Source organism: Bacillus sp. GMa5/1 (assembly GCF_050172015.1).
Taxonomy (GTDB): domain Bacteria; phylum Bacillota; class Bacilli; order Bacillales; family Bacillaceae_G; genus Bacillus_A; species Bacillus_A cereus.
Window position 1 is genome coordinate 23110 of record NZ_JBNLYC010000006.1, and the last position, 11845, is coordinate 34954.

Consider the following 11845-nt stretch of genomic DNA (forward strand, 5'->3'; position numbering starts at 1 on the left):
AATGGCGATAAAGCAAACGAATAATCCTAAAGTTGATCTTGTTTATCGGAAGAGAAAAAGTGCGGAGGAAATGAGGCATCAAGTTATTACGTTTGCATTAATGATTTTTTTAACATTAGTTGCATTTGTAGCAGTGGCGTATCCAAAAACTTTTAGTCCGATTTTCTCTGTACCGTTTATTTTACTATTAGCAGTGGTACAAGTAATTTTTCAATTGTATTATTTTATGCATATGAGTCATAAAGGACATGAAGCAGCAAGTTTCTTTCTTTACTCTGGTCTGCTAATAGGGTTAATTACAATTTTAGCTTTTATGACAATCGTGTGGATTTGAAAAGTGAAAAATAAGGGAGCTTGTGTTGTCACAGCTCCCTCTTCATATTATGAGATAACCTTACGAAGGCAGGTGTGAAAATGAGTAACTTGTGGATATTTGGTTTTCAGGCTTTATGGAGTCCAATCTTTTTATTATTTATGCTTTCGATTCTTATTGGGTACTTCTTAATTATTGGACCATATAGAATGCGATTTGAAAATGCGACGAAGGTAAGTAAGAAGCAAATTTTTTATTTTACGACTGGTATTGTTCTTTTGTATTTTGTAAAGGGAGGGCCTATTGATTTAATTGGCCATATTATATTTAGTGCTCATATGTTTGAAATGGCAGTCATGTATATTGCAGTTCCACCGTTACTGTTGCTTGGTATACCAATTTGGTTATATCGTTACATTACTTCTTTTAAGTTCGTTCAAATTATATTAAAGGCATTTGCTAAACCACTTATTGCGTTGTTTGTATTTAACGGCCTGTTTTCTTTTTATCATTTACCAGTTGTTTTTGATACAGTAAAACAAAGTCAAATAGCTCATCCTATTTGTCTCGCTATATTGTTTTTTACAGCAATCATGATGTGGTGGCCGATGTTAAATCCATTACCAGAATATCAAACGTTAAGTGATATAAAGAAACTTGGTTATATGTTTGCTAACGGCATATTATTAACGCCTGCATGTGCGTTAATCATTTTTGCGACAGCCCCGTTATTTGCAACGTATACGGATCCGGCTGCTTGGATGAAAGCGATGGAACTATGTGTACCAGCGGGCACTTTATCAGATTTAAATATAACGGGACCAGAATTTTTGCACTGGATGCCAGTCGTACAAGATCAGCAAACTGGTGGTATCATAATGAAAATTGTCCAGGAAATAGTGTACGGTACAATTATAGGTTATGTATTCTTTAGATGGGCACGTAGAGAACGTGAAAAGGATAAGGAGCAGTTGCAACAATTGCCGCCGTATTTACAGATTAAGTAAAAAAGTGTATGGGATTCCATGCGCTTTTTCTTTTTTAGTTACCTTAAAAAGATTGAATTTTCTAACTTTTTATGTTAAGTTAGTGTAGGCGTGTACTAAAAGTGGAGATAAAATTTACTACTAGCTTTCATGCGTAATAATTCCATATGTAGTGCAAGTTTTTTAGAGAGTTACAAATATATATTGTTATCTTTAATAAACACGAACTATTTTAAGGGGGAGTTTAAATGGGTAGTAGTGGAAGTATGGTAAAGCCGATTAGTGGTTTTTTGACAGCACTAATTCAATATCCAGTACCAGTAGTAGAATCGCGTACAGACATTGATAAACAAATTCAACAAATCATAAAAACAATTCATTCGACCAAATCAGGTTACCCTGGTTTAGAATTGATAGTATTTCCTGAATATAGTACACAAGGGCTCAATACAAAAAAATGGACTACAGAAGAATTTTTATGCACAGTGCCTGGGCCAGAAACAGACTTATTTGCTGAGGCATGTAAAGAATCTAAAGTATATGGTGTTTTTTCAATAATGGAGAAAAATCCTGATGGTGGAGAGCCGTATAATACAGCAGTTATTATTGATCCACAAGGTGAAATGATTTTGAAGTATCGTAAGCTAAATCCTTGGGTGCCAGTCGAGCCTTGGAAAGCTGGAGATTTAGGCTTACCTGTTTGTGATGGACCTGGAGGAAGTAAATTAGCTGTTTGTATTTGTCATGATGGCATGTTCCCTGAAGTAGCTCGTGAAGCGGCCTATAAAGGTGCAAATGTCTTAATTCGTATTTCTGGATATAGTACACAAGTTAGTGAACAATGGATGCTAACGAATCGTTCAAATGCATGGCAAAATTTAATGTATACATTGTCGGTAAACTTAGCGGGTTATGATGGTGTATTTTATTACTTTGGTGAAGGACAAGTATGTAATTTTGATGGGACTACTTTAGTACAGGGTCATCGAAATCCTTGGGAGATTGTTACTGCTGAAGTATATCCAGAACTAGCAGATCAGGCTAGATTAGGATGGGGATTGGAAAATAATATATATAATCTAGGTTCAAGAGGATATGTAGCAACTCCTGGTGGGGTGAAAGAAAATCCATATACGTTTGTAAAAGATTTAGCTGAAGGTAAATATAAGGTCCCTTGGGAAGATGAGATTAAAGTAAAAGATGGATCTATTTATGGATATCCAGTAAAAAAAACGATTCATTCTTAGGGAAGGGAAATGAAACAAGCGCATCATATTGATGCGCTTGTTTTTGTTAATCAATAATTTGAAATTCTTTTAACTCTTTTTCGACATTTTGTAGGAGTTGTTCGCTTTTTTGAAGTACATTCGTTGGGAAAGTCTCATCATCACCATATTCAACGCCGTGAGGATAATAATGTTTTCCTAATAAGGGGGGGAGTAGTTTTACTTCAGCGTGTCTACTGCCAATGTCACCTTCAACAGCAACTCCTTGCACTCGTAAATAATAAACATCCTTTAATATTTCAAATTTATAATCGTATGTAACTCGTTCATAATCCCACTGTCCGGCAAGTACGAAGTGGTTGTTTTCCATGATTTCAGTTAAAAGAGTTAATTCAACGACGGCTCCATTAAATTTCGTATTTGTAAATTGCATATAATACCTCCTTTTTTAATGTTACACCATTATTTTTATAATAGTATGAATAATAAGAAAGTGCAATTCATATTGAGAGAAAAGGGATAATCCAGACTTTTTTCACAAAAATATGATATAGTGAAAAGAGTACGGTACACACAAAAAGAAAGAAAAGGATTTGTGTATATCTCAATTTTATGTTTTGTTCAGGAGGTATATCGTTTGAAGAAATTATTGCGTATCGTAATGATTACATTTTTAATTTTAGCTGTTGATTTATACGGGAAATTACTCGTTTCACAATATATATTAACCCCATCTCAATCAAAGCAAGAAAATAAAATTGTGAAAAAGAAAAAGCAAATTAAGGAAGACTCCTCAGACACTGTTTTAAATATGATTGGTGAAGACTCTGAAAACCTATTAGCGAAGTGGGGAGAACCCTCTCGAATAGAGCCATCTGCATACGGATATGAATGGTGGGTATACAACCAGGATTTAACTCAGTATGTTCAATTTGGAGTTTCTGAACGTAAAGTTGTAACGGCATACGCAGCTGGTGAACAAGTTAAGGTTCCACCTTATTATATAAATGAAAAATATGAAGAAGTATATAAAAAAAGTCCGCTTTCGCATGAAATTTCATTAAAAAGAGGGAAAAATAGTTATCAATTTGAGCTATCTGATACCGAAGTCATGGAACAACCGTTAATACCTGTAGAAGATGGATGGGCGCAATTGTATTTTGATCAATTTACACATGAGCTTGTTGGTGTTCGTTATATGGATGATGAAACTTTATTACGCCAAAGACCGTATCAGCTCGTTTATTCAGGTGAATTAATAGCAGAACAACCATTGACTCCAGAAAAAATAAAACAAGTAGAAAATGGGAATATGCAACAAATTTTTGATTTAACAAATATCATTCGAAGTCGTCATAAATTACCATTATTAACATGGGATCAGGAAACAGCAGATGTTGCTGTTGGTCACAGTAAAGATATGAAAGACAATAATTATTTTTCTCATGACTCACCTACATTAGGTACACTAGGAGATCGTTTGCAGCGCGGGAAAGTAGGATTTCAACTTGCTGGTGAGAACATAGCGGCGCAACATAGTGATGGAATTGCGGCAGTGCAAGGTTGGTTAAATAGTGAGGGGCATAGAAAGAATTTATTAAATGAACAATTTACAGGATTAGGTGTTGGTGTATACGATAAATTTTATACACAAAACTTTATTCGAAAATAAAGCGAAACTGTAAGCGGTGGGGTGTTACATCACCTAATTAGTTACTTCGTATTCACTGAATTGTAGGTGGGAATCTGACCGTATGCAAATAGCAGAAAAAAAGGTGCATGAATCGTCTAAAAATAGGCGAACCATGCGCCTTTTTTTTCTTACTATATAGTAGATATACATGGAGAGGTGAGGATTATGCCAACAACAAAAGGACCGTTACATCCATCGGTTCAACAGTTTAAAGAATTTGTAAACCATCACCCTAAAATGGTTCATGAGGTTAGAAGTGGTCATAAAACATGGCAACAATTTTATGAAGAATGGTACTTACTTGGTGAAGAAGATCCAATATGGGCAACTTATAGACCGGATGGAGCGCCTGCTTTTTCTTCGGTAAAAGAAAATAAAAAAGAAAAAGATAATCGAACTGAAGAGGAAAAAACTGCTGATGTGATGGGGCAAATGCTTTCTTTTTTTAAAAAGTTGGACGTGGAACAAATGCAGAACCATTTAGCCAATGTGACGAGTGCAATTGGGAGCGTGCAACAAGTTATTCAGCAATTTCAAGGTAACCGTACGCAGCAAGAGCAAAGTACTTCAGAAAATAACCCGTTTTTCTTTCAAAAGGATTAGGGGGAAAGATGATGAGAGCAGAAATTATGGAGTTTATAAAGGCTGATGAGGATTTATCTCGTTATATTAGAGAGCAACCGTACTGGTATAGAAAATTAACACGAAATCCTGAAGAAAAAGAGGCTTTTGAGTTAGCGGCGATGCAACATTTCAAAAAAACGATACCAGATAAAGTGGAAAAGTTTCAAAATCAATTGGCCGTTGCTTCGATCATGATTGATATGTTTCAGTATATGAAGCAACAAAACGCAACCTAATTGGAAGTGAAAAATATGTCCGTCATGCAGAACTTTTGTTACAATAGAAGTTGATTATTTAAAAAGGAGTTGCAGCATGACGGAAATTTGTTTAGTACGACATGGACAAACTGATTGGAATTTTCAAGAAATTATTCAGGGGCGAGAAGATATTCCGCTTAATGAAGTTGGTAAGAAGCAAGCGAGTCAAAGTGCAGCTGCTTTACAAGAAGAAACGTGGGATATCATTATAAGTAGCCCGTTAATTAGAGCGCAAGAAACGGCTAATGAAATCGCAACGGCAGTTGGATTACAATCGATTTTATTAGATGAGCGATTTGTTGAACGGAATTTTGGAGAAGCTTCAGGGAAGCCGGTTGCGGCTGTTAGAGAGTTGATTGCTGAGGGTAAAGTAGAAGGTATGGAGCGAGATGAAGAGATTGTAGCTCGTTGCTTTGCTGCTTTAGAAGATGTTGCGACAACTCATTTTGGCAAACGTATTATTATTGTTGCTCACTCACACGCGATAAAAGCGATTTTACATGCCATTGAACCAGATGAAATTACATTTAAGACACCATTAAAAAATGCGTGTATTAGTTATGTGAAACAAAATAGTGGAAAATGGGATGTTCTTAAATATAATATAGCGGAACATATTAATGTATAAGTGTGTACGGATATAGTGTAAAAATAGTTACGTTATATCTTTCTTTTGAGTAAGTCACTTCAATTAGTAGTTCTAATCTAAATGTGGTATGATGGATACTCGGAGGTGTCTCTCATGATTGTAGCGACGCTAGAAAGCGTATTAATATTAGATAAGGCAGAGCAGCTTGCAAAAGCGATTATCTGTTCAGATATAGCAGAAGATTATCGTAAGTATTATAGAGAATTACATGAAGATATGGAACTTCAGACGCTAATTCAGCAATTTACAGCGATGAAAGAACGGTATGAGGAAGTACAGCGTTTTGGAAAATACCATCCTGACTATACTACCGTGTCGATGAAAATGAGAGAATTAAAGCGTTCTGTGGACTTACATGATAAGGTTGCAGCTTTTAAAAGAGCAGAAACTGCTTTGCAGAAGTTATTAGACGAAGTTAGTGTAGCAATCGGTTCGGAAGTGTCTTCTTCCATTAAAGTGCCAACAGGAAATCCATTCTTTGATGCTGGTGGCTGTGGTGGAGGTTGTGGTACTGGCGGAGGTTGTGGTTGTAAAAAAACGGGGTGATGTACCCCGTTTTTTAGAAGTTGGAAGAAAACGTATACAGAGTTTGTCCTGTAATGTTATAAATTTCTGATTGGTTTTCATAGAATATAAAATATATGTTTTTAAAAGGAGAAGATGGAGAAGATTATGTTCGGGCAACGACAAAGTATGATTGTTTATTTACATTCATTGAAACATGCCAAGATTTTAAGGAAATATGGTAACATACATTACATATCAAAACGATTAAAATATGCTGTAGTATATTGTGATATGGAACAAATTGAGCATATGATGCATAAGTTGAACAAACTTCCTTTTGTGAAAAAGATAGAACAGTCGTATCGCCCGTATTTAAAAACGGAATTTGAAAATTCCCGTCCTGATCGAGCAAAAGAATACGATTATAGCTAATAGAAAAAATCCCCTGCTAAATTTAGCGGGGGATTTTTCACTTGAAATAACGTGTTATTTCATCGGAGGAATGAAATTGTTCATTCGTAAAATACCAATTAAATGATTAAAAAATAGTTCTTTTTCTGGGAAAGTTGTAGATGGTTTTACAGTAAAGGTAGCCACTTTTTTCCCGAGTTGTTCTGCCGTTTCTTCAAATAAAATGACACGTTTACTTTTTTTATTTTCAAATACAGGAATGCCTTCACGACATATGTATAATGGTTGGAAATCACCAGTAGTAGTTGGTTTTAATATTACAACAAGCGAACACACTTTTTTATCGTTTTTTATCGTTTCAAATTGTAACATATGTGCTATACGTTCTTGATTTGTTTTGGCAATTTCAAGTAATTCATATAAATCAGAGTAGCCTTCTCCAAGTTCTATAAAGCGTTGAATCATATCTTTTCCTCCTCTTTCTTTTACTGTACCATTTCACTTTTTAAATGAAAAGCACACAAAGAAAAAAAACCCTGCATAGCAGGGCCCTTCTTATACTAGCATGTACTAGTAAGAAGGCAAAGGGAGAGGAGAAACCGGAGGAAGAACTTATGGGGAAACGTAAGTCTTCTCCGCGGTTGGCAACAACATCGAAGGTGATGTTGTTATAATTATTTATGTCCAATCTAAATGAAGATATACATAATGAAATTAAATTTTATGTTGGGCTTTTTATTTTTCTTTTTTTTATTTTGTGATAGGATAAAAAAGATAAAGTGGAACTAATATACATATTGGGTTCATATTAGTGAATGATGAGATGAATACATAAAAATAACGAGAGGTTATTTGAGGCCGAGTTTTTCTATAGTTAGGTGAATGTGGTTTGTTAACGGTTACCGAAGTGGGAATGGCTTTCTATAATCGCTCGATAGATTGAAATAAAGGTAGTGACAACAGATGAGAGTAGTTTCAGGAAAATGTAAAGGACACCCACTTAAAGCGGTTCCTGGTAATACAACACGTCCAACGACAGATAAAGTAAAAGAATCTATTTTTAATATGATAGGTCCTTATTTTGATGGTGGTATCGCCCTTGATTTATTTGGTGGTAGTGGTGGTCTTGGAATTGAGGCTTTGAGCAGAGGGATCGATAAAGCAATTTTTGTTGATCGGGATAGTAAAGCGATAAAAGTAATTCATCAAAATTTAGAAAGTTGTAGAGTACAGGAACAAGCTGAAGTATATCGAAATGATGCTGAACGTGCAGTAAAGGCGTTAATAAAACGTGAAATGTCATTCGATCTTATATTAATAGATCCTCCATATAAAGAGCAAAAAATTGTATCTTTAATTAGTGTAATGGATCAACATGGATTGCTACATAGTGATGGATTAATTATGGCAGAGCATGGTAATGATGTAGTTTTACCTAATTCAATAGGAAGGCTTGTAAAAGTACGAGCTGAGAATTATGGGATTACTGCAATATCGATTTATAAGTATGAAGGTGAGGGGACAGAATGACAAGTATAGCTATTTCTTCAGGAAGTTTTGATCCAATTACCCTTGGGCATCTGGATATTATTAAAAGGGGAGCAAAAGTATTTGATGAGGTGTACGTAGTCGTTTTAAACAATTCATCAAAAAAACCATTCTTTTCAGTTGAAGAGCGATTAGAACTAATTCGAGAAGCGACAAAGGATATCCCGAATGTAAAGGTAGATTCGCATAGTGGGCTATTAGTAGAGTATGCAAAAATGCGTAATGCAAATGCAATATTACGTGGTTTACGAGCAGTTTCTGATTTTGAATATGAGATGCAAATTACTTCTATGAATCGAAAATTAGATGAAAATATTGAAACATTTTTTATTATGACAAACAACCAATATTCATTTTTAAGCTCGAGTATTGTAAAAGAAGTTGCGAGGTATGGAGGAAGTGTAGTGGATCTTGTACCTCCTATTGTAGAGCGTGCTTTAAAAGAAAAGTTTCAAACCCCGTTAAAGTGAACGGGGTTTTTCTTTATACGTGCGCAAAAATAATAAAATAACATATAAGTATAGACAAAATAATGTAAAAATTGGTCCATAATGTATAAAAGATGTCCAAATTTCATGTAGTATAGAAGGATGCTCGGATAAAAATACAGGAATATCTTTTGGCATAGGTGAGAAAGAACTCACTTTCTCATAAAATGGTGTCCAAAATACAAATGTAAAAATAGGGGCAAGAATACTTTGAATAATTCGTGCGAAAAAATAGGGTTTAAATCGGATATCTGTTTCAGCTAATATGCTAGCAACTTGTGCCTGAATAGAAAGACCGCTAAATGCTAAAATGAAGCTTGTTACCATAGCTTGTTGTAAGAGCGGTGTTTCATTTATTTGACTAATCATTTGGCTTCCGAGTGTCATTTCGAAAATACCTGATAATATAGGTATACTAAAATCTGTACTTAGTTGGAAGAATGATAAAATATGTTGCATAATAAAAGAAAGAGCTGCTGTAATGTGGAATACAGTAATCATTTTATTTAACACAGAGAATAAAATAATAAATCCGCCAATCATAAGTAATGTTTGAATAGAAGAAACAATGGCATCCCCAAGTAATTTACCAATTGGTCTTTTTTCTTGTAAGCGTGTCTCGTGAAGAATTAAAAAAGGGTTTTGAAAGCGACGTTTTTTTGTAGTGTGTGTATTATTTTTGTAAGCGGTATTATCGCCGTAAAAACGCATAATTAATCCGACAGCAAAGTTACTGAAATAATGGGCAGCGGCTAATATAATTCCTAATTTCGGATTATTAAAAAAACCGATAGACACAGCACCGAAAATAAAAAGTGGATTAGAAGAATTTGTGAAAGAAACGAGGCGCTCTGCTTCAATCTGAGTTAAAAGATTGCTTTTTCGTAGTCTAGCGCTTAATTTGGCGCCTGCAGGGAAACCAGAAGCCATTCCCATCGCCCAAACAAATCCGCCTATCCCTGGAACGCGAAAAAGTGGGCGCATGAGTGGTTCTAATATAACGCCAATAAATTTTACAACACCGATACTAATTAGAAGTTCCGCAATGATGAAAAACGGTAGTAGTGAAGGGAATACAACTTCCCACCATATATTTAACCCGCGAATAGAAGCTTGCAAAGCGGCTTGGGGGTGGAGTACAAGAGAAAAGGTTAAAAATAGCGTTGATATGGTAAGGAAAGCGGTTTTCCATTTTTCATACATGTAAGTAAATCCCCCTTTGTCCCAAAAAACGTTCATTTCAGTATACGTGGATACGTAGTGAATTTAGACCATAAGTATGAAAAAGGAATGAAAAAAATTAAAGGGTGAGAAAAATGAAAGAACCAAAGATTGGTTTAGCACTTGGGTCTGGAGGAGCCAAAGGGTTTGCTCATATTGGTGTAATAAAGGTTTTAAGGGAAGCTGGTATCCCTATTCACATGATTGCAGGAAGTAGTATGGGGGCGCTAATAGGTACGTTTTATGCGGCAAGTAGTAACGTTGAAAGATTGTATAAATTGGCATCTGTTTTTAAGCGGAAGTATTATTTAGATTTCACGGTACCGAAAATGGGATTTATTGCTGGAAAACGTGTCAAAGATATGATTAAAATGTTTACATATAATAAAAATTTAGAAGAGTTAGATATCCCGACGGCTGTTGTGGCTACTGACATATTGAAGGGGGAAAAAGTGGTTTTTACAAGTGGGCCAGTTGCAGATGCGGTGAGGGCTAGCATATCTGTTCCTGGAGTGTTTGTACCAGAAAAAATAGATGGAAGATTATTAGTGGATGGTGGAGTCATTGATCGCATCCCAGTATCGGTTGTGAAAGAGTTAGGGGCCGATATTGTTATCGCTGTTGATGTATCTCCAATTAAGGTGAATGGCGATGTTACGTCCATTTATGACGTAATCATGCAAAGTATTGAAATTATGCAGCATGAGCTTGTAATGAATCGGCAAATTGCATCGGATTTAATGATGCGACCAGCTGTAGAGCAATTTAGTTCACGTGCTTTTACAAACATTGAAGACATTATTCGAGTTGGAGAAGTAGAAGCAGAAAAACATGTTTCAAATATTTATTTATTAATTGAGCAGTGGAAGGAGAAACATAATGTTTAAGCGTTTTCGGTTTATATATGCAATCTTAATAGGGGTTATATTGGCGATGTTACTTGTTTACGTACGTTTACCGTATTATATAACAAAACCAGGAATGGCTGCCAAATTAGAGCCTTATGTTCAAGTTGAGGGTGGAACGAAAGAATCTGGTGATTTTATGCTTGTTACGGTTTCAATGGGACCAGCAAATGTGGTGAATTTAATAGCGGCACAGTTTAATAAATATACACATATTTCGAAAGCGGAAGAAATATTGCAAAAAGGTGAGAGTGATGAAGAATATCAATTTCGCCAAAATTATGCGATGAAAGATTCGCAAAATGCAGCAATTTATAATGCATATAAACGTGCAAATCGCTCAGTATCTTTTGAAAATAAAGGTGTATTAGTTGCTGGTGTGGCAAAAGGAATGCCGTCAGAAGGAAAGCTTAAGCTTGGTGATGTTATTATAGCTGTTGACGGAAAAACATTTGAAAAGACGGAGCAATTTATTGAATATATGACAGGGAAAAAAGAAAACGATGCTGTAAGTATTGAGTACATGAGAAATGGAAAACAATTGAAAGAGAATTTAAATGTAAAGACGATTCCTAATGGGAATGGGCGTGTCGGCATAGGTGTTTCTATCGTTACGGAAAGAGAATTAGTGGTCGATCCGAAAGTGAAAATTAATTCTCATGAAATTGGTGGACCATCCGCAGGTTTAATGTTCACATTAGAAATATATAATCAACTTGTGGAAGAAGACTTAACGAAAGGACATGAAATAGCTGGAACAGGTACAATTAATGAAAAAGGAGAAGTGGGCCCAATTGGTGGTATAAATCAAAAAGTGGTGGCTGCTAGCGATGCCGGGGCTGAAGTGTTCTTTGCGCCAAATGAAAAAGGTGCGGAGAAATCGAACTATAAAGATGCACTTGAGACTGCAAAGGATATTAAAACAAAAATGAAAATTGTACCAGTAGATACGCTGGATGATGCGTTAACATATTTAGAAAAGATGGATAAGGAAAAAACCTCTCTGAAATAGAGAGG

Annotated in this window: 16 protein-coding genes; 13 read left to right on the plus strand and 3 right to left on the minus strand. The window is 35.4% G+C overall.

Features of this window, described 5'->3' with window-relative positions; all coding sequences use genetic code 11:
* The first annotated feature begins 1 nt into the window (after window position 1).
* The 3 genes from ctaF to ACQGSG_RS02820 all read left to right on the plus strand — a co-directional run bounded on the left by ctaF (window position 2) and on the right by ACQGSG_RS02820 (window position 2546).
* Window positions 2-334, plus strand: a complete 333-nt coding sequence (ctaF, locus tag ACQGSG_RS02810; protein WP_000985706.1) for a cytochrome c oxidase subunit IVB — start codon at window positions 2-4, stop codon at window positions 332-334.
* An 80-nt stretch (window positions 335-414) separates the two neighbouring features.
* Window positions 415-1320 (plus strand): cytochrome c oxidase assembly factor CtaG, encoded by a 906-nt coding sequence (gene ctaG / locus ACQGSG_RS02815; protein ID WP_000069022.1) that lies wholly within the window; start codon window positions 415-417, stop codon window positions 1318-1320.
* A gap of 227 nt (window positions 1321-1547) precedes the next feature.
* On the plus strand, window positions 1548-2546 hold the full coding sequence (locus tag ACQGSG_RS02820) for a formamidase (protein ID WP_000535813.1): 999 nt from the start codon (window positions 1548-1550) through the stop codon (window positions 2544-2546).
* A 46-nt stretch (window positions 2547-2592) separates the two neighbouring features.
* Here ACQGSG_RS02820 and ACQGSG_RS02825 read toward each other — a convergent pair whose 3' ends face one another.
* Entirely contained in the window at window positions 2593-2958 is a 366-nt protein-coding gene (locus ACQGSG_RS02825; RefSeq protein WP_001160947.1) for a YugN family protein, read from the minus strand.
* A 204-nt stretch (window positions 2959-3162) separates the two neighbouring features.
* Here ACQGSG_RS02825 and ACQGSG_RS02830 point away from each other — a divergent pair, with 204 nt between their 5' ends.
* The 6 genes from ACQGSG_RS02830 (at window position 3163) to ACQGSG_RS02855 (ending at window position 6687) form a co-directional block, all read left to right on the plus strand.
* Window positions 3163-4197: a CAP domain-containing protein gene (locus ACQGSG_RS02830; protein ID WP_000735378.1), complete on the plus strand. Its 1035-nt coding sequence runs from the start codon at window positions 3163-3165 to the stop codon at window positions 4195-4197.
* 186 nt (window positions 4198-4383) lie between these two features.
* Window positions 4384-4821 (plus strand): YlbD family protein, encoded by a 438-nt coding sequence (locus ACQGSG_RS02835; protein WP_001143346.1) that lies wholly within the window; start codon window positions 4384-4386, stop codon window positions 4819-4821.
* A gap of 11 nt (window positions 4822-4832) precedes the next feature.
* Complete coding sequence (locus tag ACQGSG_RS02840) at window positions 4833-5078, plus strand: YlbE-like family protein (protein WP_001200990.1); 246 nt, start codon at window positions 4833-4835, stop codon at window positions 5076-5078.
* A gap of 76 nt (window positions 5079-5154) precedes the next feature.
* The gene (locus ACQGSG_RS02845; RefSeq protein WP_000134947.1) at window positions 5155-5727 is read left to right on the plus strand and encodes a histidine phosphatase family protein; all 573 of its coding nucleotides are present in this window, start codon (window positions 5155-5157) and stop codon (window positions 5725-5727) included.
* A 114-nt stretch (window positions 5728-5841) separates the two neighbouring features.
* Window positions 5842-6294 carry a YlbF family regulator gene (locus tag ACQGSG_RS02850; protein WP_000634366.1) on the plus strand — a complete coding sequence of 151 codons (453 nt, stop codon included), beginning with the start codon at window positions 5842-5844 and terminating at the stop codon, window positions 6292-6294.
* Between the two features lie 126 nt (window positions 6295-6420).
* On the plus strand, window positions 6421-6687 hold the full coding sequence (locus tag ACQGSG_RS02855) for a YlbG family protein (protein ID WP_002082261.1): 267 nt from the start codon (window positions 6421-6423) through the stop codon (window positions 6685-6687).
* Between the two features lie 54 nt (window positions 6688-6741).
* Here the strand turns inward: ACQGSG_RS02855 and ACQGSG_RS02860 are convergent, their stop codons facing one another.
* On the minus strand, window positions 6742-7131 hold the full coding sequence (locus tag ACQGSG_RS02860) for a DUF7147 family protein (RefSeq protein WP_000616017.1): 390 nt from the start codon (window positions 7129-7131) through the stop codon (window positions 6742-6744).
* 498 nt (window positions 7132-7629) lie between these two features.
* Between ACQGSG_RS02860 and rsmD the strand changes: the two genes are divergently transcribed.
* Entirely contained in the window at window positions 7630-8196 is a 567-nt protein-coding gene (gene rsmD, locus ACQGSG_RS02865; RefSeq protein ID WP_001266979.1) for a 16S rRNA (guanine(966)-N(2))-methyltransferase RsmD, read from the plus strand.
* Window positions 8193-8684 (plus strand): pantetheine-phosphate adenylyltransferase, encoded by a 492-nt coding sequence (coaD, locus tag ACQGSG_RS02870; RefSeq protein ID WP_000200601.1) that lies wholly within the window; start codon window positions 8193-8195, stop codon window positions 8682-8684. Before rsmD ends, coaD begins: the two co-directional genes overlap by 4 nt.
* Here the strand turns inward: coaD and ylbJ are convergent.
* On the minus strand, window positions 8676-9905 hold the full coding sequence (ylbJ, locus tag ACQGSG_RS02875) for a sporulation integral membrane protein YlbJ (RefSeq protein WP_000273083.1): 1230 nt from the start codon (window positions 9903-9905) through the stop codon (window positions 8676-8678). The genes coaD and ylbJ overlap by 9 nt on opposite strands.
* Before the next feature lie 113 nt (window positions 9906-10018).
* Here ylbJ and ACQGSG_RS02880 point away from each other — a divergent pair, with 113 nt between their 5' ends.
* Together ACQGSG_RS02880 and ACQGSG_RS02885 are read left to right on the plus strand one after the other, a co-directional pair.
* Window positions 10019-10810: a patatin-like phospholipase family protein gene (locus ACQGSG_RS02880; RefSeq protein WP_000662590.1), complete on the plus strand. Its 792-nt coding sequence runs from the start codon at window positions 10019-10021 to the stop codon at window positions 10808-10810.
* Window positions 10803-11840: a SepM family pheromone-processing serine protease gene (locus ACQGSG_RS02885; RefSeq protein WP_000476280.1), complete on the plus strand. Its 1038-nt coding sequence runs from the start codon at window positions 10803-10805 to the stop codon at window positions 11838-11840. The genes ACQGSG_RS02880 and ACQGSG_RS02885 overlap by 8 nt, the downstream gene beginning before the upstream one ends.
* Window positions 11841-11845: the final 5 nt, after the last annotated feature.

Coding starts and splice junctions, on each gene's coding strand:
- ctaF (WP_000985706.1), top strand. CDS start 2: ATGGCGATAAAGCAAACGAATAATCCTAAAGTTGATCTTGTTTATCGG.
- ctaG (WP_000069022.1), top strand. CDS start 415: ATGAGTAACTTGTGGATATTTGGTTTTCAGGCTTTATGGAGTCCAATC.
- ACQGSG_RS02820 (WP_000535813.1), top strand. CDS start 1,548: ATGGGTAGTAGTGGAAGTATGGTAAAGCCGATTAGTGGTTTTTTGACA.
- ACQGSG_RS02825 (WP_001160947.1), bottom strand. CDS start 2,958: ATGCAATTTACAAATACGAAATTTAATGGAGCCGTCGTTGAATTAACT.
- ACQGSG_RS02835 (WP_001143346.1), top strand. CDS start 4,384: ATGCCAACAACAAAAGGACCGTTACATCCATCGGTTCAACAGTTTAAA.
- ACQGSG_RS02840 (WP_001200990.1), top strand. CDS start 4,833: ATGAGAGCAGAAATTATGGAGTTTATAAAGGCTGATGAGGATTTATCT.
- ACQGSG_RS02845 (WP_000134947.1), top strand. CDS start 5,155: ATGACGGAAATTTGTTTAGTACGACATGGACAAACTGATTGGAATTTT.
- ACQGSG_RS02850 (WP_000634366.1), top strand. CDS start 5,842: ATGATTGTAGCGACGCTAGAAAGCGTATTAATATTAGATAAGGCAGAG.
- ACQGSG_RS02855 (WP_002082261.1), top strand. CDS start 6,421: ATGTTCGGGCAACGACAAAGTATGATTGTTTATTTACATTCATTGAAA.
- ACQGSG_RS02860 (WP_000616017.1), bottom strand. CDS start 7,131: ATGATTCAACGCTTTATAGAACTTGGAGAAGGCTACTCTGATTTATAT.
- rsmD (WP_001266979.1), top strand. CDS start 7,630: ATGAGAGTAGTTTCAGGAAAATGTAAAGGACACCCACTTAAAGCGGTT.
- coaD (WP_000200601.1), top strand. CDS start 8,193: ATGACAAGTATAGCTATTTCTTCAGGAAGTTTTGATCCAATTACCCTT.
- ylbJ (WP_000273083.1), bottom strand. CDS start 9,905: ATGTATGAAAAATGGAAAACCGCTTTCCTTACCATATCAACGCTATTT.
- ACQGSG_RS02880 (WP_000662590.1), top strand. CDS start 10,019: ATGAAAGAACCAAAGATTGGTTTAGCACTTGGGTCTGGAGGAGCCAAA.
- ACQGSG_RS02885 (WP_000476280.1), top strand. CDS start 10,803: ATGTTTAAGCGTTTTCGGTTTATATATGCAATCTTAATAGGGGTTATA.